Genomic DNA, 26,218 nt, shown 5'->3' on the forward strand with positions numbered 1-26,218 from the left:
ACAGGTCGTTCAAAAGTAGGTCATGTGCGAAAGGCAGACAAATAATAGCAATAACTATAAGTTATGGGAGATAACAAGATATTATATTTATTGCTAGTCTATAAAGCTAATGAAATAATAGGTATATTCAATTTATCAAAAACCAACGGCTCTACTGTCATATGACGAAAACGATTGATTTTCCCAACATCGGTTATACGATTCAATGGTTGTTCAAGGATGAAGACAATGATATCTACAGTGATTACAACACCATTGGCGTAGCACATGAACGTATATACGAAGATCTGCACATCATACTGACTCAATTCATGGAATCCCGTCTGCTGCTTCCTGTACAACTCACCCAAACCGGTAACTTCGGATGCGCCGGCCTGCAGACAGACCAGATAGTGGAAGAGATCAGACAGCTGGTGCGCTCCAGGATCATCACCCAGCAACTGGACATATACGGTTACGGCTATGTGAAAATGCCCGGTGGTGAGGAAATCATGCAACCCGATCTCATTCAGCTGACAGACTTCCGCTTTACTGAAAGGAGCTTTAAAATCACCACTTTCAAAAATGTATGGACGCCTGTCGCCACACACGATGAAGACAACTTCAGCTGGCAGATAGACCTCGCAGAACTCAATGCCCCCCGTCTGGAACATTGTCTCTCTGCCATCTACCATAAAATAAAACTACCCGTCACCCCCGGACCTGAAGAAGAAATACGCTCCCACCCCATATGGCAAAAGGGCTTCAAGCTTTTCCCCTCCAGAGAAATTATTGAAAGTGCCTATAATGAAGATCCCCCGCCACCGAACTTCGATATTGCGAAATACCTCCTACCGAAATAAACTACGAATTCATTTTATTATTTTATTATTTGAGATTTATATAAAAGCGAAGACCAGAGCGATTGTACTTTAAGTATTTGCTCTGGTCTTCGCTTTTATATAAATCTCAAATAATAAAATAATAAAATGAATGCGTGGTTTCTATCCAACCAGTCTTCCCGGATCCCATCCCTTCTCATACGTTCTTCCCCACATCGCCATAGCTTCTCTGTCATGCAGTATATGCCCGTTTTGGGGATCTGTGTGGAGTATGCGGCCGGTGCGTTGCGCTATATTTCCGAGCAGGCATAGCAAGGTGCTGCGATAGCCGGTATTGATTTCTGAGTGAAGGGTGGCATTACCTCTGATGCTTTCCAGGAAATTATTGAGATGAATGGCATCATAGAATTCGCCGGCGGGGCTCACGGTATTGGTTACGCTTTGATTGGGATTGGCGGCCTGCTTTACTTCTTTCACCACCTTGTTTTTGTTGTCAAGGATTTTGTAGCTGTCGCCGCCGGAGTTATACAGGCTTCCGTTTTCACCGAACAGCGTAAAGCCGCGGCCACTGCCTTCCAGCGTGAAAGGATCGCAGCTGCGGCCTTCCCAGGCGATAGCTTTGCCACCTTCAAATTCAAAGTTGAGCGTTTGTGTATCCGGTGTTTCCCAATCATCTTTAGGATAAGCATAACGACCGCCTGCAGAGGTTACCTTTGTGGGGAAGTCTACATCCATAAACCAACGCAGACAATCCAGTTCATGCGTAGCGTTGTTACAGGTTTCGGATGTACCCCAATGCCAGCGCCAATGCCAGTTGTAGTGCACAATATTATCCAGGTATGGTTGCCTGGGTGCAGGACCCTGCCACAGGTCCCAGTCCAGCGTACCCGGCACTGGTACCTGCTTTCCCGTACCGATGGGTTTACGGTCATTGACATACCATCCGCGGCCATAGTGCACCTTGCCGATAATACCTTCTTCCTTTACTTCTTTCACGGCCTGCTGCAGGTTAGGCCAGGAGCGGCGCTGATTACCCATCTGCACAAGCCGGTTATATTTTTTCGCTGCGGCTACCAGCATTTCTCCTTCATGCGGATTGTGTGCGCAGGGCTTTTCCACATACACGTGTTTACCTGCCGCCGCAGCCATGATAGCTGCCGGAGCATGCCAGTGGTCCGGCGCTGCAATGATGAGCGCATCAAAATCCCTGCGCTCCAGCAACCGGCGTATATCCTTTATCACCTGCGGCTTGCGCTCCTGAGCACCCGCCACTGCCTTTAATCCCTTTTCAATGGCCCCGTCCTCTACATCACATATATAGCCTATCTCCGCGCCCGGCAGCTTTGCCGCCACCTGTGCCAGCCAGTTGCCACGGGAGTTCACTCCCATCACACCCAACACCAACTTATTACCAGGAGCATTTTTTCCGAATACCGGAAAATCAAGTATAGTAAGCCCTGCGCCCAAACCTGCCAGGGTACCGGTTTTTATAAAATCTCTTCTTTTCATAACTGGAATTTTACCTGCGATCTAAATTAATATAAATAATTACGAATTACGAATTGCGAATTACGAATGAAGAAGCGAAGCGCTAAACGTAGATTAAAGGAGATACTTAATACTTATCACCTTTAATCTACGTTTAGCGCTTCGCTTCTTCATTCGTAATTCGCAATTCGTAATTCGTAATTATTATCTCCCCATCAGCGTCTCCCAAATAACATCATACACTTCAGTTGCCTGCAACTGATTTTTGCCGGTAGGATTGTTGCTGATGACTACGGGATGATGCAGTGGGTTTTCTTCCAATCTGCCGTGGGAGCCTTTGATGAGTGTGGCATCCAGGGGGATAACATTCATGAGATAGCGGAAGCCGAGTTTCTTTTTCAGGAGTTTGGCGCCTGCTTTCAGCTTCACCAGCGGGTCGGCAGGATCCATGAACATTTCCACCGGGTCGTAGCCTGGTTTACGGAAGATGTCTACAATACGCGCGAAGTCAGGCGCTTTGTTATCATCCATCCAATAGTAGTAGGCGAACCAGCTGTTGGCGTCGGCGACGGCGATCAGGTCGCCGCTGCGTTCATGATGCATATGATGCTGCCGCTTGCCTTCCCTGTCCAGCACCAGTTCTACACCGGGTGTATTTTCGAGTATGGTCCGTACTTTTTTATAGCAGGACGGGTCGTTGATATAGATGTGCGCCAGCTGATGATCTGCTACGGCAAAGGCTTTGGAAGCACCGGCATCCAGCAGCTCCAGCCCTCTTTCCACACGCAGTGCCAGCAGCCCTTCTTCTCTCAGCCGGCGGTTCAGGTACACCGGGTTATTCACATTGGTGATACCATATTCTGACAACACCACCGGATCTACGCCCTGCTGCTGATAATAGGTAATCAGCTGTTTACATACCTGATCGATTTCACTGATTTCTTTCGCATTACGTACCGGGTCCTGACCAAATTTCTGCAGACAGTAATCCAGGTGCGGCAGGTAAACGAAAGTGAGTGTGGGATTGTATAATTTATCGGTGAGGATGGTAGCGTCAGCGATCCATTGGGAGGATTTGATGCTGGCGGTAGGGCCCCAGTAATTAAAGAGGGGAAAGGTTCCCAGCTCTTTTGTCAGATAGTCACGCAAGGTATCCGGCGTAGTATAGCAGTCCGGAATTTTGCGGCCATCGGAGAGATAATTAGGTCGTGGTGTCAGCGAATAATCAACATTGGCGTACATATTGTACCACCAGCACATTTGCGCGCAGGTAAATTCCGGGTTGAGTCTGCGGGCTTTGTCCCATATTTTGGGCGCATCTACCAGCCTGTTGGACTGTTTCCAGAATTTAATCTCACAGTCTGTACGATCATACCATCCATTGCCCACAATTCCGTGTTCATTGGGCCATTTACCTGTCAGGTAAGTACTTTGCACTGCTGTAGTCACCGCCGGCAACATGGGCGTTACCGTGGCCATATGCCTTTGCTGCGTGTATTGCTGCATAAAGGGCATGTGCTTCAGAAGTGAAGCAGACAAGCCAACTACATCCATTACTACTGTCTTTCTCATAGAGATGATCGCCGTTTCTTTTCCGGTATAAAGCTATAATTCCGCGCTCACAATTCCAACAAATACTACTGCAGCTGTGCGGCTATCCATTCGAGTTCCCTGGAAACGGACAGACCGATTTCTTCTTTCAGGGCAGGCGGTAAAACTTCCCAGGTATAGGTTTCGGCTTCCAGGTGTTGGGTAAAGGGCTGGCTGCGTTGCAGGGCCAGTACCTCAATAATGTCTTCCTGCGTGGATTGCAGCACATCAAACCGGTTGATAAATACCGGTACATGAAAATGGGAACGCCATTCTGTTACCTGTGGATTGGCGGCATCCGCGAGGGCTTCCGGCAGGTCGGGATAATGAATCAATTCGCCTGATGCCTTGCGGGCAATGACCTGGTGCAGGTATACGGGTTCATTGAACTGCCGGAAAGCGTTGACTACCGCTTCGCGCCGGGTGGTCATATCTGCCCTGAGGGCGGCGCTGATCTGTATCTTTCCTACTTTCAGGCCACGGCTGTGCAGTGTTTCCAGCACCTGCGCCGGCGTTTCATATACCAGGGCGAAGTGGCATACATCGTAGCACAGTTGGATGTGTGACTTAATGATGTCTGCCGCGGCTTCATCTGTCACATCAAATTTCTCTTTTATAAACGGGATACCTGCGGGCAGTAAGTCATTGAAATACCAGCTGATATATTCCCCGGTGTTTTCCAGGAGGCCATCCGGTTCGGGTTCCACATCCAGATGAAGCAGCGGGCCGCCGCTTCTGCGGATGCGTACCAGCTGTTCCAGCACCAGCAGCATATTGAGTGTAGCGCTTTCTGTGAATGAATTTTGCTCTTCTTCGCAGCGGTTACACCAGAATTTATAAGACAGCGGAGAGGTGGAGATACCACCTTCCATTCCTTCCGGCAGCAGGGCGGCCAGTATCCTGAACAGGCGGATGGTGTAGGCTACGCGATCGGCCTGGGTCCAGTCGGGTGTGTGTACCTGGTCTTTTACTACGGTGTCGTGAAATCCGCCATAAGGGAAACCGTTCATGGTGAACACGTAGCAGTTCTCCTGCTGCAGCCATTTCCGGAAGGCATTCAGCTGTTCTTCCCTGGCGAGTTCCAGGCTGGCGGTATTGGCCAGGCGCAGGCCTATGCCAAAGGGTTTATCCGGTGAAAGGCGTTGCTTAATAGCCGGGATATGCTGCCGTAGCTGCGCGAAATGGTCTTCCCATTTTTCGCCGGGATGTATATTGGTGCAATAGGTGAGGTGTCCGTATGGTGTTTGCATTACTGTAATTTTTTGCAGATATCGGCTGCCGCATATAGCAGGTCGAGATCCATATGATGCGTTTCTGCCCCGGTGCCGATAGCTTTCAGCAGGGAGATGGTCAGGCGCCCGCCGAGATGTTCGCGGAATTCTTCCAGGCCCGCTACTACGGGAGAGGGCCGGCCATCCTGCTTTTCCAGCAGCGGATGCCATACGGGCAGCTGCATATTTTTCAACACACTGATAATGCGGTACATAGATGCTTCGTCGAGCCAACCTAACAGGAACGAGTATACGCTGTCCAGCGCAATACCGATGGCTACTGCTTCACCATGCCGCAGGGAGAAGCTGGTAAGCTGTTCCAGCTTATGCGCGCTCCAGTGGCCGAAATCCAGGGGGCGGGAGGAACCGCTTTCGAACGGATCGCCGCCACCGCCGATATGTGCCACATGCAGTTCTGCACAGCGGAAGATAAGGTATTGCATACCAGGCATATCGCCGCCGGTGAGGGCAACTGCTTTCTCTTCTATCCATTCAAAGAAGGCGGTATCGCGGATCAGCGCTACCTTTACCGCTTCCACCATACCGGAGCGCCAGTCACGCGAGTCCAGCGTTGTCAGGAAATGGCTGTCATTGAAAACAGCAGAAGGTGGTGCAAAGGACCCGAGAAAGTTCTTCTTTCCCTTGTAGTTAACACCATTCTTGACACCTACGCCGGAATCATTCTGCGATAATACGGTAGTGGGTATACGAATATGCTTTACTCCCCTGTGGGATATAGCAGCTACAAACCCCACCAGATCCAGCAGAGAGCCGCCGCCGATACCGATGACATAGGAGTGCCGGTCGATGCCGTATTTGTCAATAGCGTCTACCAGGCTGAATACCAATGGTAAATCATTCTTCACACTTTCGCCACCGCTGATGGTAATAATTTCGGGGGCTGGCTGAAAGCCGCGCACTGCGCTGAGATACCGGGTTATCTGGTCGGGCAGGCCGGGATGAGCTGCTGCCACGCCTCCATCGAGGATTACCAGTAATTTCTTCTGAAAAGCAGCATCTGCCCTGGATTCCAGGAAGGCTGACAAACAGGTGTTGGCCGGGTCGAACAGGTGACTGGAAAAGTGCACCCCGTACTTAAAGTTGACGTCAAAATTTTGATGAATATATTCCATGGCAATTCCGCAAACATCTTTCTGAAAAAACAATACTTCTAAAGTACATATAAAAAATTTGATATTACAGAAAGAATAAGGCTCCGGGAACGGAGCCCTTACAGTTTTTTACCTTTTTGTTGTTATCTGTATGCAATAGAGAAACAGTGATACAAACTCCATAACCATAGTACAAAATAACATGTACTCAGGTACCCGTATGACAGTACATACCGGTAATTGCAAAAATCCGTAGAACTACGGACGTCCGTATTGCCGGCGCCAAACCTTTTACCGTAAAGGATTCCAGAAAGGCGCCGGGAAAACTACGTAAAAACACAGTGTCCGCTTATCCTATTGACTATTGTGTATTCCATCAGAAATCAGGACCTTTACGATAACTGAAAACTGACTGTAACCACGCTGTCGTTCCAGGAAAAAATTGTTTGTCTGTAGACGAATATCTGGCAGGTTGTACTGCTGATGTTGCCCCTGTCACCCGGATGCGTATTGTACTTCTCTTGTTGCAATACCCTGTTAATACCGGCACAACAACCGGCGGCGATCGTTCATCTGATTCCTGCTGCCATTCTGTATTCGGGTAACGTTACCAGGTATTTTTCTGCAATTACCGGGGCAACCGTAAGGTTGTGTAACTGTTTAAACCATGTCTAAAAAGCTACTGCTGATTTGTTGTTTTTTACTTACCGTTCGTATTGCGGCGGCATGCGTCAGGGAACAGGAGCGTGACAGCCTTCTGCAGGTATTCAGGCAGCAGGCCAGCGATACGGGACGCATCCATACCTTATTCTGTATTGGCGTCACTTATCTGCCAGACCAGCTGAAGAAGGCTGACAGCGTATTCCGGAGCGCTCTCCGGCTAAGCCGTAAAATAGATTACGCCAAAGGTGTGGCAGATTTTGCCTGCAACTATATGTTTGTGCAGGAATTGCGGGGAGAATACAGACAGTCTCTGTTCATGCTGGACCGGGCTATTGAAATTTACACCGCCCTGCGCGATACCGGCAATCTGATGCGTGCGCTCAACTACAGCGCTAACAAGTACCTGAACATGGGTAACTTTCCCGGGGCAGCCAGGCATTACCTCGCAGCACTCAAACTGGCGGAAAAATGCAATGACAGCGTCTTTTCCAGCGCCATGAACAACAGCCTGGGCGCTGTTTTCAATAAACTTGAAGATTACCGGAAAGGATTGCAATATGCGGTCAAAGGCTACCGGTTAGGAAGTCAGATCAATAACAGCAAGCGTATGTCTGCTGCCTTAATCATCATGGGCGCCAGTGTTACCGGCATGAAACGCTACGGGGAAGGCGAAACCTATTACCGGCGGGCCATTACACTGGCAAGAGAAGTAGGCGACAGCTTCTTTGTAATGAAAGCGATGATCAACCTCGGCAGCGCTTATTTTGACCAGCGCAAACATGACCAGGCCCTGCAGCAGTATAAAACGGCGCTGGCCATATCGGAAAAGTTCCAGATGCCGGATACCTATCTGTACCTGGGCTATGGCCGGTCACTGTTCTATCACAGGAACGACAGGCAAGCACTGGCCTATGTGGATAAATCCATCAGTATGGCCAAGCGTATGCATGCCGGCCTGGATCTCCGCTGGGCATATTATGTATCGTCTAACATGAAAGCCGCCCTCGGCGACTACAGAGGCGCCTTCGCCATGCGGGAAAAGTACGAAGTGCTGAATGATTCTCTCACCGGCGTAGCTTCACAGAGTCAGGTACAACAACTGGAAATGCAATATCTGTCTGAGAAAAAGGACAGGGAACTGACAGAAAAAAAACTGCTGCTGGTGCAGAAGGATGTGCAACTGCAACAGAAAAACATGTGGATCATCATCATCATGATCTCTGTCATGATCTTACTGGCAATGGCCTTCTTCATCTGGCAGCGGCTGAAACACAGGCAGCACCTGCAACAGCAGCAGCTGCAGACACTGGAGATAGAAAAAACCGTACAGGTGCTGGAAGCCATGATAGCGGGAGAAGAAAGGGAACGTACGCGGCTGGCCCGGGACCTGCACGATAACATCGGCGGGTTGCTCTCCGCCGTGAAGATGCATTTCGGCGCCCTCAAATACGAACACCCTACCCTGCAACGGGACACCGGCTTTAATCACGCCATGGTAATGCTGGATGATTCCATCGGAGAAGTACGTAAAACCGCGCATAACCTCATGCCCGAAGTACTTAACCGCATGGGCCTTGCAGACGCTTTACGGCTGTATTGCAGGAATGTCAGCCACTCCCGGAAGCTGCAGATATTCTTTTATGCCACAGACAACATTCAACGGTTCAAAGGGAATTTTGAGCTTTCCGTTTACCGGATCATACAGGAACTGGTCAACAATATCATCAAACATGCTGAAGCTACAGAAGCGATTGTACAGCTGACACAACATGAAGCGCTGCTGACAATACAGGTGGAAGATAATGGCATAGGCTTTCAGCAACATCCGGAATCCGCTACGGGCATGGGTTTAAACAGTCTTCAATCAAGAATAAAGGCATTAAACGGTAACCTGGAAATAGACGCTTCTACAGGTCAAGGCACAACCGCATACATAGAATTCAACATCGCCATTATGCAACTGATGGAAGTATAATTCCATTCTAATTTTTTATTTCGATATGCAAATCAGATTAGCCATTACTGACGACCATATGCTGGTCATTAATGGATTAAAAGCAATGCTGGCGCCATACTCCCACATTCAGGTGGTATATGAAAGCAATAGCGCCATTACCCTTATTGACGCCTTACCTGCCGCACAACCCGACGTGCTGCTGCTGGATATTCAGATGCCGGAAATTGACGGGCTGGAATTATGCAAACAGGTAAGAAAATCGCATCCCCGCGTAAAAATTATTGCGCTGACCAACTTCATGGAATCGCATTACATCAAACAGATGCTGCGCAACGGCGCCAGCGGTTACCTGCTCAAAAATACAGATCAGGAAACCCTCGCTGCCGCTATCGAAAAAGTGCATGCAGGAGAACAGTTCATCGATGCCAGCATCAAACAACAATTATTACAGGAGATGCTCACCGGCCAGAAGTCGACCGGTTACGATATTCCTCTCACCCGGCGGGAAAAGGAAATCCTCAAGCTGATTGCAGAAGAACACTCCAATCAGCAAATCGCAGAAATGCTTTTCATCAGCCTGCGTACCGTAGAAACCCACCGCCTCAACCTCACCCAGAAACTCGCCGTAAAAAATACAGCGGGGCTGGTAAAGGAAGCGATAAAGAGAGGAATTATTTAAGATGTGGTTATTTTTTTATTTGAGATTTGTTTCTCATCAGTATGCATACTGATGTTAAAAATGCATACTGATGAGAAACAAATCTCAAATAAAAAAATAACCACATAACCATCAGGTTATTGCAAAGAGTCTTCCCAGAATCATGGATACCGGTAGCAGCAGCAATACGGCTATGGCCAGTGGCAGGGTGGCGAAAGAGGCTACCCAGGCGGCGTTCATGGCGATCAGGGCAACGATGCCTCCTTTTACGGCTTTACCTATATTGGGTCCTGTCGGGTTTTTCCATGCTTTCCATAAAGGAGAGAATATCATGACGGCAAATAACAGGAGGAACGGCGCAGCTACCGGCAGGCGATGATGCAGGGTTGCCATAGCTGTGATGACCGCCAGCACAATGAGATAGCAGACAGCTGTAACTTTTATGCTGCGTGTAGTTCCGCCATATACTTCTCCGCGGCTGATGTTTGTGACAGCCGCAATATAGAGTACGGGTATCAGTCCTATCCACCACCAGGTGGCTACTGCATCAGGTATTACGCTGATACCGAGCAGGAGGTTCAGGCCGCGGCATAGTCCCATATTAAGGGGTCCTAATGTTTTATGGTGCTTTCCCCATTTATCATAGATCAGCGCGGATGCGGCAATGGCAATAGAAATCCAGCCTGCCCATCCGGTAAACCGGCCTACGGAGAAGGCTGCGATAATACCTACCAGCAGCAGGTATATACCGAGGATAACCGCCTGTACTCTGGAGATAATACCGCTGGGAATGGGCCTTTCCGGACGCTCGGTAGTGTCCAGGGTGGCATCAAAAATATCATTGAACACTACGCCGCCGCCATACAAACCGATGGTAGCAAGGCAAAGGCAGATGACGGGCAATACCTGATCCAGTGTATATTCCTGGAAATCTGTGTGTAAAAAATAGCCGGAAATGGCAACGCCGGCCAGTATATCTGCAATGGCAGTAATAATATTGGCGGGGCGCATCAGGCGCAGGTATCCGATTACTTTGCTAACAATATAACTCACCGCGTAAATAGGTTTTCATGGTTAATTGCCAGCAGTAAAAAGGCCGCCAGGCATTACCGGATGATGGTTGTATTTTTGTTGATTCTTGGCTGTTGACCACCGCGTAAAACGGTACTTCCATTAAATTTTTCACTCTGATCGATGTTTCCTGCAGTGTCAAAATCAGCTTCATTCAGTTGTCCGCTTTGTGCAAAGGCAGTAACGGCATTCCTGTAAGTTACCAAATGAATGTCATTCAAGTCAATACCACTTTCGTGCATGAGGGCTGCTGTTTTAGGAACGGCCAGCGGATCGCTGATACCCCAGTCTGCAGCGGAATTGACCATGATGCGCTCGCTTCCGTATTGTTTTACTACGGCTACCATCCGTTCATTTCCCATCTTTGTAAACGGGTAAATGGTAAATGCTGCCCAGAAACCACGGTCCAGTACTTCCTTTACTGTTTCTTCATTGTTATGGTCCACTATTACCATGCGCGGGTCCAGGCCATGTTCCAGGGCGATGTCCATACTACGCTGTGTACCTTTCTTTTTATCCCGGTGGGGAGTATGTATCTGCACGGGCAAACCCGCTTCCTTAGCCAGTTCCAGCTGGGCGCGATAATATTTTTCTTCCAGGGCTGTCTGGTCGTCAAAGCCTATTTCTCCCACACCTACTACACCTTCTTTATAGATAAACTGCGGGAGTATCTCCATAACAGCTTCTGCGAGCTTTTCGTTGTTGGCTTCTTTTGAGTTCAGGCCGATGGTACAATAATGTTTGATACCAAACTGGGATGCCCTGAAACGTTCCCACCCCAGCAGGCTGCTGAAATAATCGCGGAAGGTATCTATACCGGTACGCGGTTGTCCCAGCCAGAAGGAAGGTTCGATGATACCTGTTACACCGGCATCGGCCATTGCCTGATAGTCGTCTGTGGTGCGGGAAGTCATATGCACATGCGGATCAAAAAAGCGCATGCCTTTTATTTTATCCAGGTAAGCAGGTGTATATGTGAGTGGCTGAAGATCTTTTTCTGTGAGTTCGTGAATTCCACACATGGCTTTTAGATTTAGATGTCAGTATTCAGATTTTTCGGCAATGGTATCCCATGACAGGGTACCGTGCTGTATTTCGCCGGCCAGGGCGCTATCCTGTGCCAGCAGCTGGCGGGCTGGCGGATAATCGGATTGCGACAGGGTAAGGGCGGCGGCGGCTTTTTCTGTCTGGTCGGCAGAATGCCATACACGTGTGATGTCGGCAAAATTGGCTTCGGTAATAAATCCGGCGAGCAGCCTCCATTGCATGGGCGATACCTTTCTGCCGGCGGCCCATCTTTCATGGGCAAAGTCGGTGAGTATGGCAGCAAGCGCGGCATTACTGCGTTTATCCAAACCCGTTATATGGTGCAACGGCTTTTCTGTAAAGATAGCTTTCATCACCAGCTGGTTCCAGGCGGGTTCGTCCAGGTACTGCGCCGGGTAAGGGTTGTGCAGCATTATAGCCTCCTGCACAATGCCTATATTGGAACGTATACCTTCGGCAGTACGCTGTTTCCATTCTTCCGGCCATGCCAGCAGGGGCAGGGCGCTGTACAATGCGGCCAGTTCGTTCATTTCTGCGGCGTTGAACAGATTTTCAACCGCATCGATATAGGCAGTCTGGCTGCCGGCGGGTAACTGCAGCAACCACCATACGCGTACGAGGCGGTCTAACGTCCACCCGTGTACGAAAAATGCGGGTACAGCAGCTTCCAGTCCGCTGCTGTCTGACGGCGTCAGACTGATAATATCTTTTCCGGTAAACCTGGGAATAGCGGTAAAGGTCTGATTAAACTGAGGCAGGGATCCGGTTTCCTGATAAACCTGCAGTCTTTGCTGCAGCCAGGCAGTTGATTTTTCACTACTGTTATTACGGATAATTGTTCCTAGCAGTATCGCTACCCTCTCCTGATCGTATGCATATGCAGCCACTGAAATATCCTGTTTAAAATGATAATGCTGAATTTCTGATTAAAAATAACCATGATTACCCAGATTTTCAGAATAAGTGAGGTAATATTTTGATAGATGGTTATAAAAATAAAAGAGAGGCATTGCTGCCTCTCCTTCCGCCATTCTAAAACCTGATTATGCATCAGGATATCTTTATATCATAGCATCAGACGGACGATACCATGTAATATTTTGTGATTGGAATACCAAAGATAAGAACAAGCGTACACAAATTAGTCAAAACAGTTAACTGTTTATCCCCTTCAGTGTGATCAGTCAGAGAGCTTTTGCACGCGGCAATAATTATCGGGTGTAATATACATATTATTCTACGTCTTCTCCAAATAAACGATTGTTTTTATCATCACCTCTTTATGACAACATTATTCTGCAACACTATAAACGGTTGATATTCCTTCCACTCCGGTTTATAATCGTCCAGTATATTAAATCCGCGTCCATAGTTTCCTAGTATGATATCAACATCGCCATCATGATCGTAATCTTTCACATCCATACATATCCAATGTCCTTCCTTTTCAATAGGTGGTGCATGCGGCACAAAATCCAGCTGTCCCCTGCCTTCGAAGTAAATAAATTTCTCAGCAGGGTTCGTCTTCATATCTGCAAAAAAAGCAATGGAAACGATATCTGTTTTACCATCCCGGTTAAAATCCGCCGCTACAGCCTTCGTACAGCCATTGACCGGATAAAACCATGCCTGGCGGTATTTATGCCCACCTTCATTCAGATAGACATATAAACCATGATAAGGTTTAATGATCATGGAAAAATCTGCATTATCTCCGCAGGTATATAATATATCCTCTTTTCCGTCCCCGTTCAGATCCACCAGCTGGAATCCCGTAGAACCGTACAGGGGCGGGAATCTCAGCAGACAGGAAGATGTGAATCCTCCCTTCTTATCGTTTTCAAATAACCAGATGCCTTCATCAGCAGCCGCGAAAAGTACCATCAGGTCTGTCCAGCCATCGTGATTAAAATCGCCGGTTTCGGCATGAATGGCGCCGGGCACTTCCGAAATGGTCAACTGCTGATACTGGTGACCGGGTAATTGTTTCAGCCAGTAAAGCCCGCCCTGGTTATGCCCGAAGGCGCATACGGCCATATCATTCAGGCCATCCCTGTCGAAATCGGCGGTCACTGTTTGCACGGGGCGTTTTAAAAATGCGGCCAGGTCTTTCAGCTTACTGCCGGGTTCTCCGAGGTTCAGGCTGCTGATTACGCCGGCGGGGGCATCCAGGGCGCGCATATTACCGATCTGCGTCAACAGACCCTGCTGCTGTCCGGCGCTGTCACGGTAATACGCCATATGTACCACCGGTGAAAGCATCCGCCACCATGCATTACGATGCAGCGTGCTATCCCATCGTGCCAGCGCATTGGAGCCGGCGTCGCCGGTATATATTACCGGCTGCTCCGGATCAAAAGACACCATCGTGGTAGTTGCCAGCGCATTGGTATCCACACCTTCCGGGCGCTTCATACTGAAGATGCTCCAGTCACGCTGCAGCGGCGCCGGCACTTTGGCAGGCGCCAGTTTCTCCGGCGCCATCTTTTCGTAATATGCTGTCAGCGTGGTCCAGTCTTCAATAGAAATCAGCGACGCTTTTTCTCCCGGCTGCGGCGGATAATACTGATCTCCGTTCCAGACACGTATGCCCAGCTTCGGCGCCATTGCCGGCAGTACATGCCTGGTCCATGTTTCCTTATCCAGCATATCCGGCGCCACAGGCAAGTGACACCCTGAACAATATTTATCTGCCAGCACTTTTCCCTTTTCCTCCTTCGCGGGCATCTGACAACTATAAATAAAACAACCGGTGATGAGTAAAGTGGCAAAGCCCCGCATGAGGTGATGATTTTGATTGAACCCGAAAATAAAAAAATTACGAATTACAAATTACGAATTACGAATGCAGAAGCGAAGATGTAAACGAAGATCAAAGGAAATAACTATTGAGTATACCCTTTGATCTTCGTTTACATCTTCGCTTCTGCATTCGTAATTCGCAATTCGTAATTCGCAATTCCCGTTAATATCCTTTATTCTGTATCAGCGTCCTTTTCCCGTCAATCATCGTGAGGTCTATCTGACGTTGCGGAATGGGGAAGTATTCATTTTTATTTTTGGTGAAGTGGGCGCCGCCGAGATCGCCGGTGATGGCGCTCTCGTACTGGTAGTAGGCATTGAGTACCTGGTCTGCGATTCCCCAGCGGGAGATATCGAAGAAGCGGTGTCCTTCTGTGGCCAGTTCCAGCTTACGCTCAAAATAGATGGCCTTCAGCGCATAGGTTTTATCGGAGAAGGCAGGGTAGCGTTTGATGGAGTAGTTGGCGGCCGGTTTGGCAGGATCAAATCCCCTGAGCGGCAGCGTATCTACCAGGTAGCGGTGCAGCCATTTAGAGGGATTGTCCGCGATGCGGCCGCGTACTTCATTCACCAGGGTGAGGGCTTTGCCCAGGTCATTCTGTTGTGCGGCACATTCGGCGGCCATCAGCAGTACATCGGAGTAGCGGATCAGCACTACGTTGATGGCGGAGCCGGGAGCCCAGGAGTGGGCGTCCTTGTATTTGTCCTGATCCTGCTGCCAGTACACCATTTTTTTGCCGGCGTAGGGTCCTGCATATTTGGCGTCACGTACCCAGTTGGCGCCAGGATGGTAGCCCCAGTCGTGATACGGCAGGCCACGGCGGCCTACGGTCCAGTCCAGCCGCGGATCCAGCGGACCGGCATCCGGTGTAAACGGATCTTTTGAACTGATGCCGGCATCACTTTTCACGGGATGCTGGTTATAGGTATCCAGGTAGGGCAGTCCGTTAAGGTCGGTACGGTAGGAGTTCACCAGGTCCTGCGAAGGCTGAAAGAAGCCACAACAGCCAAACGGGCTGTTATAGGGAAAGTTCAGCATATCTCCGGCATTGGCATTGGTGATAGCATTGGTGCCATCATTGGCGGTCATCTGAATGGCGAAAACGGATTCGGAATTATTCTTCGTAGGGGCATAGAAGTTATCCTTAAAATCCGGCATCAGCGCATATTTCATACCATTGGAAGTAACCCCGGAAGCGATGGCGGTATTGAAAAGAGGCAGCGCTTCTGCATACTTTTTCTGATACAGGTATGTCTTGGCAAGATATATCTGTGCGGCCCATTTATTGGCGCGGCCTACGTCGGACTGTGTAGCGGGTAACTTATCCATAGCGAATTTAAACTCCGCTTCGATGAAAGGCCAGATATCCTTGTCATTGGCGATACGTACTTCGGTGGTGGTATCGGTAATGAGCGGCACCTTGTCGAAAAACTTCTTCAGCTCAAAGTAGTAGTGCCCGCGGAGGAATCTCGCTTCCGCCTCTACTTCCGTTTTTTCGGCGGCACTCATATCCTGGGCCGCCTGCATCTTCCGGATAGTGATATTACATCTGCTGATGCCTTCATATACGGCTTTCCATTTGGTATTGAAAAAGCTGTTAGCTGCATTGGCGGTGCTGGTCATGATAGTATTGATCCCTTCCTGATCATTACCGGAGCTGCCTTTGTGGGCGTCGCCACCTACTACGCTGCCATAGATCCAGTTGGTAGGAGATGCTTCCCAGCCGCTGCCACCGCCACCCAGCGCCTGCTGACCGGGCGCCTGGCCATCCAGTGCGCCATAGGCGCCTATCAGTAAAAAGTTAACGCCGGCTTTATTGGCTACCGATTCTTCCGGCAACGCGCCATACAGCGGCCTGTCCAGGAAATTTTTCCCGCAGGACACTAATATTCCGCCTGCTATCAGGGCTATTAATGTAGAATATCGTATTGGTTTCATGTCTCTTTCAGTTTTACAGTTCGGATAAAAAATCAGAATACCAGGTTCACTCCCACCAGGTATTGACGCTGGTTCGGATAGGCGCCTTCATCGATACCAAATGCGGTGGTATTACCGGTGATCTCAGGATCTACGCCGGTATATTTTGTGATCGTAAACAGGTTGGCAGCCTGTATGTATGCCCTGCATTTCTGTACGCCCAGGCGCTTCATCATGGAGATGGGGAAAGTATAACCCAGCATCAGGTTCTTGGCGCGCAGATAAGATCCGTTCTCTACGAAATAGGAGTTAGGCACACCGGAAGTGCTGTTATAGGATTTGGTTTCCTGGATGGGCGCGGTGGCATTCTTACGTGTAGGCAGCCAGCTGTCATACAGTGCTGTCTTGCTTTTCGCGCCTTCAAAGGAAGGATAGAAGTCTGTCCACCAACGTACCTGATTCCAGATTTTATTTCCCTGTACGCCGTACAGGAACATGCTGAAATCGAAATTTTTATAGGTCAGACCGATATTCAGCCCGTAGGAAAATTTCGGGTTGGGATTACCCAGGTAGGTACGGTCATCAGCATCGATCTTACCGTCATTGTTAACGTCTGCATATTTAAAGCGTCCCATGGCTGCGTCCTGCTGGTACTCTGCCAGTCCCGGGTACTTTGCTTTGGCAGCGGTATTGGCGGCGGTCACTTCTTCGGGGCTGTCCCAGAAACCAATGACCTTATATCCGAAAAACTCGCTGATAGACTGTCCGGTGGCATTACGGATGATGGCGCTCCCATTGAACCGGCGTGGCTGCAGATCAAAGTAGGGCGCTGATTCAGAAATAGCGATAATAGTATTGTTGTATGTGGTCAGCGTTCCGGTAACATCCAGCTTCAGATCTTTAGCCAGGTTTACTTTTACGGTGCTGGAGAAATCAAAGCCGTTATTCTTCATCCGGGCCACGTTGGAGTACGGTGCGGTAGCTGCCCCGAAAACACCCGCCAGTTCAGGATTATAGAGCAGATCTCTTACCTCTTTGCGATAGTAGTCGAGTGTAAATTCCCATACGCCTTTGAACAGGGTGGCATCTATACCGATGTTGGAGTTCACGTTACTTTCCCATTTGGCGTTGGGGTTGCCGATCTGCCGCTGCATATAGCCGGTGGCGGTAGTATTGCCGGTTCCTTTGATATCATAGAAGGAAGAGGTTTTATCGAAACCGTAATAGGTAAATATATTGCTGGGCGTTACGTTGATCTGGTTGCCCATAATACCGTAGCCTCCGCGTAACTTCAGATCGGAGATCCAGGAAATACCTTTCATGAATTCTTCCTGTGAAATACGCCAGGCGGCACTTACAGCCGGGAAGTTACCATAGCGGTTGCTGGCGCCGAAGCGGGAGGAGCCGTCGCGGCGTATCAGCGCCCCGATCAGGTAGCGGTCATGATACGTGTAGTCTACCCTGGCAAAGAGCGAAAATAATCCGTCGCTGCCATTATTACTGAAGTTGGTGGGCGTACCGGTACCGGTAGTCAGGTTGGTAAATGCCGGATCGAAGGTGAAGAAATCGGTAGACGTACCACCCAGGTTACGGAACACGTTATCATAGGCTTCTGTGCCGAGCATGACTTTCAGGTCATGGCGGCGGTTAAATACCTTATGATAGGACAGGGTGTTGGTCCATGTCCAGTTATAGCCGGAGCCGGAAGATTCGGTATATGAGTTTGCCCGGTTGTTTTCCTGATTCTCGTATTCCGGGTAGGTAAAGTTGTGGTTGTTGAAGGAGAATATTTCTCCGCCGAAGCTGGTACGGATGGTGAAGTCTTTCAGGATGTCTGCTTCTGCATAAACGTTACCCAGCAATCTGCTGGCGAGCGCTTTGGTGCTGCCGAAGCGGTCCTGTATGGCCACCGGGTTACGTGCGTTACCCAGGTTTTTGCCGGAGCTGCCGGCATAGTTGCCCATAATATCGTAAACCGGTATGATGGGCATCTGGCGGAAGGCCATACCAATACCGCTACCTTCCTGCAGAATACCTATCTGCGGGTTATTAATGACAGAATACTCCAGGTTTTCCCCGATCCGGATGTGGTCTGTTACATTAAAGCTGCTGTTGGAACGAACTGCGTAACGTTTATTGTAAGTATTGGTGAGGGTGCCCTGCTGATTAAAATAATAGAAGGAGAAGAAGTAGTTGCCTATGTCGCTGCCTCCGGATACGGAGATATTGTGGCTGGTGATAGGCGCAGGTTTAAAGATTTCATGGAACCAGTCAGTACCTGCCTTGTTGGCTTTGTTGATGCGGTAAAAGCCATCCACATCGCTGGAATTTTTATAGAAGGGATCTACTTTATATTTTGAGGGGTCTACTGCCGGATCGCCTTCCATGGCGCCTGTTGGCGTGATGTAGTCCGGCAGGCGCGGTGTGGCGCCGTTGCCATATTGCTCGTCATCATATTTAGGATTAGGCGAGTTGGCGATGGCCAGCCATTTCAGGTTTGCCTGTTCCTGCGGATTGAGGAGGTGAAATACATTGCCACCTTTGGGACGCTGCACGCCATAGTAACCGTCGTAGGTAACTTTCACCCTGCCGGGGGAGCCTTTTTTGGTGGTGATGATGATAACCCCGTTGGCGGCACGCGCGCCGTAGATAGAGGCAGCGCCTGCATCTTTCAGCACCTGCATGGTTTGCACATCATTGGGGTTGACGTCGGCCAGGTTGGAAATAGGCACTCCGTCAATGATGTACAGCGGCGTGTTGTTACCGAAAGTATTCACCCCGCGCACGGATACCTGCGGTTCCTGGCCTGGCTGCCCGGTACCCAGGATGGTAATACCGGATACCTGCCCCTGCAGCTGATTGGCGATCTGGGCAGTCGGTTGTTTGGTCAGGTTTTCTACCCGTACAACGGATACGGCGCCGGTCAGGTCTTTTTTCTTCTGACTGGAATAACCGGTTACCACTACTTCTTCGAGCGAACCTACTTTCTCCGAGAGGGCAACATTAACCGGCCCGCTGCCAATGACCGCATCCTGCGGATCGTATCCGACAAAGGAAAAAATCAGCGTTTCACCCGTTTTCGCCTGAATGGAAAAGTTACCGTTAGGATCGGTGGCTGTGCCGCGGTTGGTACCTTTTATATACACCGTAACACCCGGCAACACATTGCCGGAGGCCTTGTCCGTCACTTTTCCCGTTACTTTCGTTTGTGCGAAGACGTTACTGCTACCTAACATAAGCAGTATGCCGCATAGGACGGCAAGTCCCTGGTAGAAATGTTTTTTCATAACGTGGTTTAAGGGAACGTTTAAGAAAATTGGTTAATGAATAAAATACCTGCTTTATATCATTACTGAGGCAGATATGGCTTTGCATGACAGTCCCCTTCCGTACTGCGGCTGCGGGCAGCAAGGTACCGGGATAGAAATGGAAAGACATTACTTCTCCATTACACCACATCGGTGCCGTTGGACCAGGAGAAAATAATAATTGTCTGCCGGACAGTTAAAATATAACTACCGAAAAAAAGATGTCTACATGGATGCGGACATGTACAACATCAGGAGCAACCAGTTGGGTTCATCAGATCCTCAAATGATGAATAGCATTGGTTTTAAAGTCAATAAATAGTGAGAAACGCTTTTGGATTAATATCAACGCTTAGTTCAAAACAGATTTTGGTTCTCACGTGGAATTTTTGTCTTACCAAGCCGAATATATAACAATATTTTAGCCCAAACAAGTGTCAGTTTAACATTTCCGCAAATATTCCCCGCATTTTTTGCAATCCGTACAGCATTCCGGTATCCAGGGTTAAAAAAGTACAATTATTGGCTGATAAAAAGGAAAAAAAAGTGGATCTTTTATGTATGTTTATCGCTTAATATTTTTTCATGAAAGTTTTCAACATCGTATGCTGCGTTATTTTCATCATCTTCGCCGGGTTGCAATACAATGATCCGGACCCTTATATCTGGATGCCTATCTATCTCTACAGCGCACTCTTCTGTGCACTGGCAGCCTCACAGCGATTTTTCCGCCCCTGGTATCTGGCAGGCATACTGGTTTACTTCGTATATGCGTTATATTTATTCTTCACAAAAGATGGCGTAATTGACTGGATTTCCCAGCACCAGGCAGAGAATATTGCACAAACCATGAAAGCAACCAAACCCTGGATAGAAGACACCCGCGAGTTTTTCGGGCTGTTTATCTGCATAGCGGTTCTTGGAGTTAATTATCTCTATTCAAAAAAGGTTATTTGAGATTTTATTATTGGGGATTTCTATCCACTCATGATCTACGTTATACCGTTCAGAGGACATCATGAGTGGATAGAAATCTCAAATAATAAAATCTCAAATAATAAAATCATCTGAACAATGAAGCAACTATTCGCACTCCTCCTGTGTTGTCAGCTGGCGTATGCGCAGCCGCAGCCGCAACATAATCTCCACTTCAATACGCTGGCGCATAGCTGGGATGAAGCCATGCCCCTTGGGAATGGTATACTGGGTGCGCTCATCTGGGAAAAGAACGGACATCTCCGCTTTTCGCTGGATCGCGCCGACCTCTGGGATCTACGCCCCATGAAAGGGCTGGACCGTAAAGAATTCAGCTATAAGTGGGTGCAGGAACAGGTTGCTAAAAAAGACTATGGCATTGTGCAGGAATATTTTGATGCGCCCTATGAAGAACAGGCCGCACCCTGTAAAATTCCGGGTGGCGCCCTGGAGTTCGATACCCGCCAGTGGGGCGCAGCCACCAGCGTACAGCTGGATATTAAAAAAGCTGTCTGCCAGGTAGCCTGGAAAAATGGCGTTACGCTTACCACCTTTGTACATGCCACCGATCCCGTGGGAAGGTTCCGCTTTGAGCACGCGGGCAAAGACTTTCAGCCGCTGCTGATACCACCTGCATATGCCGGTGATGCACGGCAGGCAGCCGGCGGCTCCGTTGCCGGCGATGACCTCGCCCGCCTGGGATACGAACAGGGACATGTTAACAGTAACGGGCAAACGCTTACTTATCTGCAGAAAGGATGGAACGGCTTTGAATATGAAATCGCCGTTACCTGGAAACGGGTAGCCGGCGATGCCATAGAAGGGGTCTGGAGTATTTCTTCACACTATCCCGGCGAAAAGGCTGTTCGCGCCAGCCGTGTAGCCGGCGCCCGGATACAGCAACCCTACGCCAAAGACTATACGCAGCACATCCGCTGGTGGCAGCAGTTCTGGCAGCAGTCGGCTATCAGGCTGCCGGACAGCCTGCTGGAAAAACAGTGGTACCTGGAACAGTATAAATTCGGCTCCGTAGCCAGGAGCAAGTCGCCGGTAATTACCCTGCAGGCCGTATGGACAGCCGACAACGGCCGTCTGCCACCCTGGAAAGGCGATGTACACAATGACCTCAACACACAGTTGAGCTACTGGCCTTCCTACAGCGGCAACCACCTGGAAGAAGCACAATCCTTTACCAACTGGCTGAACAAGGTGAAAGGTACCAGTAAAAATTATACACAACAATACTACGGTTCGTCCGGGCTCAACGTTCCGGGAGTGCAAACCCTGGATGGACAGCCTATGGGCGGCTGGATACAATACTCCTGTTCGCCTACCGTGTCCGCCTGGCTGGCGCAGCATTTTTACTGGCAATGGAAATACAGTATGGACAGCAATTTCCTGCGCAGGCAGACGTGGCCCTGGATAAAGGAGACAGCCGCATTCCTGGAAAGTGTTACCATAAAAAACGCCGCCGGACAAAGACAGCTGCCCATCAGCTCCAGCCCGGAATTTAATGATAACAATATTACCGCCTGGTTCCCGCAGACCACCAACTACGACCTGTCGCTGATGCGCTATGCCTTCAGCATTGCCGCTGAAACCGCAGGTTCCCTGTCGCTGCCGGCGGAGGCGGCACACTGGAAAGCAGTGCTGCATTCGTTACCGCCACTGGCACTATCTCCCGCCGGGGAAATGCTGATAGCACCTGGCGAGCCATACACCCATTCGCACCGGCACTTCTCGCATATGATGTCCGTATACCCGTTAGGGTTAGTACGTATGGAAAACGGTGAAAAAGAACAGGCCATTATCCGCAACTCCATTCATCTGCTGGATAGCATAGGACCGCGGGGATGGTGCGGTTACTCCTACTCCTGGCTGGGTAATATGAAAGCCCGTGCCTGGGATGGAGAAGGCGCCGCTGCCGCCCTGCGCATCTTCGCAAAAGCTTTCTGCCTGCCTAACAGCTTCCACGCCAATGGCGACCAGACAAAAAGCGGCTATTCAGGATTTACCTACCGCCCGTTTACGCTGGAAGGGAACTTCGCCTTCGCCGGCGGGCTGCAGGAAATGCTGCTGCAGAGCTATGCAGGATATATACACGTATTCCCCGCAGTGCCTTCTTCCTGGCAGGAACTGTCGTTTGATAAGCTCCGCGCAGAAGGCGCATTCCTGGTGAGCGCCGCCCGCAGCGGCGGACAGGTTACACAGGTAACCATCGCCGCCGAAAAAGGTGGTAAAGCCAGGCTGAAGCTGCCATTCCGCACCTGGTATCCCTACAGGGAACAGGGTGTTATTGCCAAAGAGCTGAAAGACGGCTTCATGGAAATCACCTTCCGTAAAGGTGGTTCCATTCAGCTCAACAACGGATATGAATAAATAAATTTCAGCCGGCGGAGCGGCTCCGCCGGCTGAAAAATTGTTCGTACATTGCCGGCAAAATTTTAGTCTCTATATGAAAAAAGCCGCTATCTCCCCTGACCCTCAATATTTCAGCCGTTATATCGACAAAGTTCCCGACATCGACCTGATACCGGCGCTGGAGCAGTCTTTACACGAATTACAGACAATGGACACCGCACCGCTGGAAGCAAAGGCCGATTACGCCTACGGCCCCGGCAAATGGACCATCAAACAGGTGCTCCAGCATCTTACCGATACAGAAAGAATATTTACCTACCGTACCCTGTTATTTGCCAGGAAAGATAGCAATGTGGCTCCCGGCTTCGATGAGAACTACTATGCAGCAATTGCCGAGGTGGCAGACCGCTCCTTCGGAGAAGTACTGGATGAGCTGAAAGCACAGCGTATGGCTACTATTGCGCTGTTCAAGAGTTTCAGCGACGAAGTGCTGTTAAGAAAAGGTATGTCCTGGAAATATGAAATGAGTGTGCTGGCCATGGGTTTCACTACAGCAGGACACCAGATTCATCACTTTGAGGTGATCCGTGAAAGATACCTGTGAGCATGATGCATCATGAATGATGAATTGTTGTACTAACATTTATGTTAGTAGTTGATAATTAGCTCTCCTCTTCTCTGAATCAGGCTACCGGCATAGCTTTGCGGTCATAAATACTTTTTTATGAAACGTCTGGAAAATAAGATAGCACTGGTAACAGGAGGAAGTCGCGGTATGGGAGCGGCCATTGTTAAACGTCTGGCAGCAGAAGGCGCCACCGTTGTGTTCACCTATGGAAAAAGTGCCGCCAAAGCCAATGAGCTGGCCGCCACCCTGCAACAGGCCGGTCACCAGGTACTGGCCGTTGCGGCAGATGCTGCTGAAGTAACCGCCACTACCAACGCCGTTAAAACAACCGTTGATAAATTTGGTCGTATAGACATACTCGTTAATAATGCAGGTATCGCTGTTATGAAACCTTTTGAAGATTATACGCTGGAAGATTACGAATCCACCATGGCGGTGAATGTACGCAGCGTATTCGTAGGCACGCAGGCAGCAGTACCGCATATCGGCAAAGGCGGCCGTATTATCACCATCGGCAGCTGCATGGCAGAGCGGGTGAGCGGTCCGTACGGTACCCTGTACGCCATGAGTAAATCCGCCCTGACCTCCTTCAACAAAGGACTTTCCCGCGATCTCGGCTCCCGCGGCATTACCGTTAACCTGGTACAACCCGGCCCCGTAGACACCGACATGAACCCTGCCAGCGGTCCGCACTCCGACATGCAGCGCCAGAATATCGCCCTGGGCGAATACGGCACCACAGAAGATATTGCGGCCATCGTTTCCTTCCTGGCTTCAGAAGAAAGCGCTTATATTACCGGTTCGGCAATTACGATTGACGGAGGCACGAATGCGTAAGTGAAATAATTACGAATTACGAATTGCGAATTACGAATGTAGAAGCGGAGAGCTAAACGTAGATTAAAGGTGATAACTTAAAAAATATCTTCCTTTAATCTACGTTTAGCTCTCCGCTTCTACATTCGTAATTCGCAATTCGTAATTCGTAATTATCCCACCTGTTCTCCTTTCCCCAGCAGCTGATAATACATATAATCCGTATTCTGCGCGCCTGTAACCCCCACATTTCTTCCGATGGTTACTACCTGTCCGCGGTGGTAGATGGAGTGGCACATAATATGGTTGATGATCTGGGCGCGGGGAATATCGAAGGTGCCGGTAAAGGGAATCACTACTTCACAGGTTTCTTCCAGTTCTTCGGCCGAATAATTCCGGACCAGTTCATTCAGTTCTGTTGATACGGCCAGCACTTCGCTGAGCGCTTCAGCAACGGTACCGGTGAAAACAGCGCCGTACTCCAGCTGGGGATTTTCATTGCGGAGGTTGCTCAGCCACCAGTTTTCGGTGGTATAGATGTGGTGGAGGGTAGCTTTGATGGAAGAGAAGCTGGACGGCACTTCCTTTTCGAGCAGGGCGGCATCGTGGGTACGGAGCCATTCTACCAGGGCTTTGTTGGCCCAGAGGTTATAGGCGGTGTATTCTTTTACCATTTCAGTCAGGGTAGTGTTGCCGGAAGTAGTTGCTGTGAGTATCATAGTGTTTCAGTTTTATGTTTCAGTTTGATGATACAAAGAAAGCAAGGGGAAGTGACAGCTGTATGTCAGCAGGGTTTAAAAAATTTTCCGGCCGGCAGAAAAAACTTTTTTTTAGCAGGAAATTAATGAACCGTAACCCGCGAATAGTGTTAGAAGGAATAGCACGTAATTATTTAATAATGGGTGAAGTTTCCTGTAAAATATGTAACCATATCTCCGGATTTGTTTTTTCGGGTACTGTGCTGAATAAATACCGGGTAAAATACTATGCCTGCAGAAATTGCGGTTTTGTTCAGACAGAGCAGCCCTACTGGCTGGAGGAAGCCTATGCGATACCTATCAATGCTACGGACACCGGCCTTGTCAGAAGGAACCTGCTGGCGGCACGGTCTGCGGCAGCCCTGATTTTCTTTCTTTTTGACCGGAAGAAAAAATTCCTGGACTATGCCGGGGGCTACGGGCTGTTTACGCGGCTGATGCGTAACTACGGGTTTGATTTCTACACGCATGATCTTTACACGGAGAACCTGCTGGCAAAAGGATTTGAGTATCATCCCGGAGATGAAATAGAGCTGGTGACCGCATTTGAGAGCTTTGAGCATTTTGAAAATCCCCTGGCGGAGATCGAGCGCATACTGGCAATATCGCGGAATGTGTTCTTTTCCACGCAGCTGATACCGGAACCTGCGCCACCGGTGGGGCAGTGGTGGTATTATGCCACAGAGCACGGGCAGCACATATCTTTTTATACGCCCAGGGCCTTGCAGATAATTGCAGATAAATACGGGCTGCAGGTCTATTCCCTGAAGGGGTATCATTTACTGACAGCGCACAGGCCGGGCAGGTGGCTGTTTGCACTGCTTGCCGGCGCCGGCCGGTATGGGCTGGACAGGCTGATACAGCCGTTTATGAAGTCCCGGGTGATGGATGATATGGAAATCCTGAAAGCCAGGAATATCATCTTTTCCACATTAATTCCAGAAAAAAATTTGGAAGAATAAAAAATGTATCTA

19 protein-coding genes are annotated in these 26,218 nt (G+C 49.3%); 8 read left to right on the forward strand and 11 right to left on the reverse strand.

Annotated elements, in window-relative coordinates:
• The first annotated feature begins 161 nt into the window (after window positions 1–161).
• The gene (locus GWG06_RS27880) at window positions 162–842 is read left to right on the forward strand and encodes a hypothetical protein (RefSeq protein ID WP_127043763.1); all 681 of its coding nucleotides are present in this window, start codon (window positions 162–164) and stop codon (window positions 840–842) included.
• Window positions 843–983: 141 nt separating this feature from the next.
• On the opposite strand, the gene GWG06_RS27885 is transcribed toward GWG06_RS27880, so the two are convergent.
• The 4 genes from GWG06_RS27885 to GWG06_RS27900 all read right to left on the reverse strand — a co-directional run bounded on the left by GWG06_RS27885 (window position 984) and on the right by GWG06_RS27900 (window position 6,303).
• Entirely contained in the window at window positions 984–2,330 is a 1,347-nt protein-coding gene (locus GWG06_RS27885) for a Gfo/Idh/MocA family protein (RefSeq protein WP_160717678.1), read from the reverse strand.
• A gap of 183 nt (window positions 2,331–2,513) precedes the next feature.
• The gene (locus GWG06_RS27890; protein ID WP_127035459.1) at window positions 2,514–3,881 is read right to left on the reverse strand and encodes an alkaline phosphatase family protein; all 1,368 of its coding nucleotides are present in this window, start codon (window positions 3,879–3,881) and stop codon (window positions 2,514–2,516) included.
• Window positions 3,882–3,946: 65 nt separating this feature from the next.
• The gene (gene eboE, locus GWG06_RS27895) at window positions 3,947–5,149 is read right to left on the reverse strand and encodes a metabolite traffic protein EboE (protein WP_160717680.1); all 1,203 of its coding nucleotides are present in this window, start codon (window positions 5,147–5,149) and stop codon (window positions 3,947–3,949) included.
• On the reverse strand, window positions 5,149–6,303 hold the full coding sequence (locus GWG06_RS27900; RefSeq protein ID WP_160717682.1) for a 3-dehydroquinate synthase: 1,155 nt from the start codon (window positions 6,301–6,303) through the stop codon (window positions 5,149–5,151). Before GWG06_RS27900 ends, eboE begins: the two co-directional genes overlap by 1 nt.
• 646 nt (window positions 6,304–6,949) lie before the next feature.
• Between GWG06_RS27900 and GWG06_RS27905 the strand changes: the two genes are divergently transcribed.
• Together GWG06_RS27905 and GWG06_RS27910 are read left to right on the forward strand one after the other, a co-directional pair.
• Window positions 6,950–8,920 (forward strand): tetratricopeptide repeat-containing sensor histidine kinase, encoded by a 1,971-nt coding sequence (locus tag GWG06_RS27905; RefSeq protein ID WP_127035465.1) that lies wholly within the window; start codon window positions 6,950–6,952, stop codon window positions 8,918–8,920.
• A gap of 25 nt (window positions 8,921–8,945) precedes the next feature.
• Complete coding sequence (locus GWG06_RS27910; RefSeq protein WP_127035467.1) at window positions 8,946–9,581, forward strand: response regulator; 636 nt, start codon at window positions 8,946–8,948, stop codon at window positions 9,579–9,581.
• A 111-nt stretch (window positions 9,582–9,692) separates the two neighbouring features.
• On the opposite strand, the gene eboC is transcribed toward GWG06_RS27910, so the two are convergent.
• From eboC to GWG06_RS27940, 6 genes are all read right to left on the reverse strand, one after another.
• On the reverse strand, window positions 9,693–10,613 hold the full coding sequence (gene eboC / locus GWG06_RS27915; RefSeq protein WP_202183142.1) for a UbiA-like protein EboC: 921 nt from the start codon (window positions 10,611–10,613) through the stop codon (window positions 9,693–9,695).
• Between the two features lie 53 nt (window positions 10,614–10,666).
• The gene (locus GWG06_RS27920) at window positions 10,667–11,653 is read right to left on the reverse strand and encodes a TatD family hydrolase (RefSeq protein WP_127035469.1); all 987 of its coding nucleotides are present in this window, start codon (window positions 11,651–11,653) and stop codon (window positions 10,667–10,669) included.
• A gap of 18 nt (window positions 11,654–11,671) precedes the next feature.
• On the reverse strand, window positions 11,672–12,565 hold the full coding sequence (locus GWG06_RS27925) for an EboA domain-containing protein (RefSeq protein ID WP_202183143.1): 894 nt from the start codon (window positions 12,563–12,565) through the stop codon (window positions 11,672–11,674).
• Between the two features lie 385 nt (window positions 12,566–12,950).
• Window positions 12,951–14,459: an FG-GAP repeat domain-containing protein gene (locus tag GWG06_RS27930; protein WP_160717684.1), complete on the reverse strand. Its 1,509-nt coding sequence runs from the start codon at window positions 14,457–14,459 to the stop codon at window positions 12,951–12,953.
• Window positions 14,460–14,643: 184 nt separating this feature from the next.
• The gene (locus GWG06_RS27935; RefSeq protein WP_127035473.1) at window positions 14,644–16,419 is read right to left on the reverse strand and encodes a RagB/SusD family nutrient uptake outer membrane protein; all 1,776 of its coding nucleotides are present in this window, start codon (window positions 16,417–16,419) and stop codon (window positions 14,644–14,646) included.
• A 32-nt stretch (window positions 16,420–16,451) separates the two neighbouring features.
• Entirely contained in the window at window positions 16,452–19,685 is a 3,234-nt protein-coding gene (locus GWG06_RS27940; RefSeq protein ID WP_160717686.1) for a SusC/RagA family TonB-linked outer membrane protein, read from the reverse strand.
• Between the two features lie 606 nt (window positions 19,686–20,291).
• Here GWG06_RS27940 and GWG06_RS27945 point away from each other — a divergent pair.
• The 4 genes from GWG06_RS27945 to GWG06_RS27960 all read left to right on the forward strand — a co-directional run bounded on the left by GWG06_RS27945 (window position 20,292) and on the right by GWG06_RS27960 (window position 24,507).
• The gene (locus tag GWG06_RS27945; RefSeq protein WP_127035477.1) at window positions 20,292–20,663 is read left to right on the forward strand and encodes a transmembrane 220 family protein; all 372 of its coding nucleotides are present in this window, start codon (window positions 20,292–20,294) and stop codon (window positions 20,661–20,663) included.
• A gap of 117 nt (window positions 20,664–20,780) precedes the next feature.
• The gene (locus tag GWG06_RS27950) at window positions 20,781–23,060 is read left to right on the forward strand and encodes a glycosyl hydrolase family 95 catalytic domain-containing protein (protein WP_160717688.1); all 2,280 of its coding nucleotides are present in this window, start codon (window positions 20,781–20,783) and stop codon (window positions 23,058–23,060) included.
• 76 nt (window positions 23,061–23,136) lie between these two features.
• On the forward strand, window positions 23,137–23,646 hold the full coding sequence (locus GWG06_RS27955; RefSeq protein ID WP_160717690.1) for a DinB family protein: 510 nt from the start codon (window positions 23,137–23,139) through the stop codon (window positions 23,644–23,646).
• Between the two features lie 120 nt (window positions 23,647–23,766).
• Complete coding sequence (locus GWG06_RS27960) at window positions 23,767–24,507, forward strand: 3-oxoacyl-ACP reductase family protein (RefSeq protein ID WP_127035483.1); 741 nt, start codon at window positions 23,767–23,769, stop codon at window positions 24,505–24,507.
• Between the two features lie 152 nt (window positions 24,508–24,659).
• Here the strand turns inward: GWG06_RS27960 and GWG06_RS27965 are convergent, their stop codons facing one another.
• Window positions 24,660–25,205 carry a DinB family protein gene (locus GWG06_RS27965; RefSeq protein ID WP_160717692.1) on the reverse strand — a complete coding sequence of 182 codons (546 nt, stop codon included), beginning with the start codon at window positions 25,203–25,205 and terminating at the stop codon, window positions 24,660–24,662.
• A gap of 179 nt (window positions 25,206–25,384) precedes the next feature.
• Here GWG06_RS27965 and GWG06_RS27970 point away from each other — a divergent pair, with 179 nt between their 5' ends.
• Window positions 25,385–26,206 (forward strand): class I SAM-dependent methyltransferase, encoded by an 822-nt coding sequence (locus GWG06_RS27970; protein WP_160717694.1) that lies wholly within the window; start codon window positions 25,385–25,387, stop codon window positions 26,204–26,206.
• Window positions 26,207–26,218 lie beyond the last annotated feature (12 nt).

Source organism: Chitinophaga solisilvae, assembly GCF_009928525.1.
Taxonomy (GTDB): Bacteria; Bacteroidota; Bacteroidia; order Chitinophagales; family Chitinophagaceae; genus Chitinophaga; species Chitinophaga solisilvae.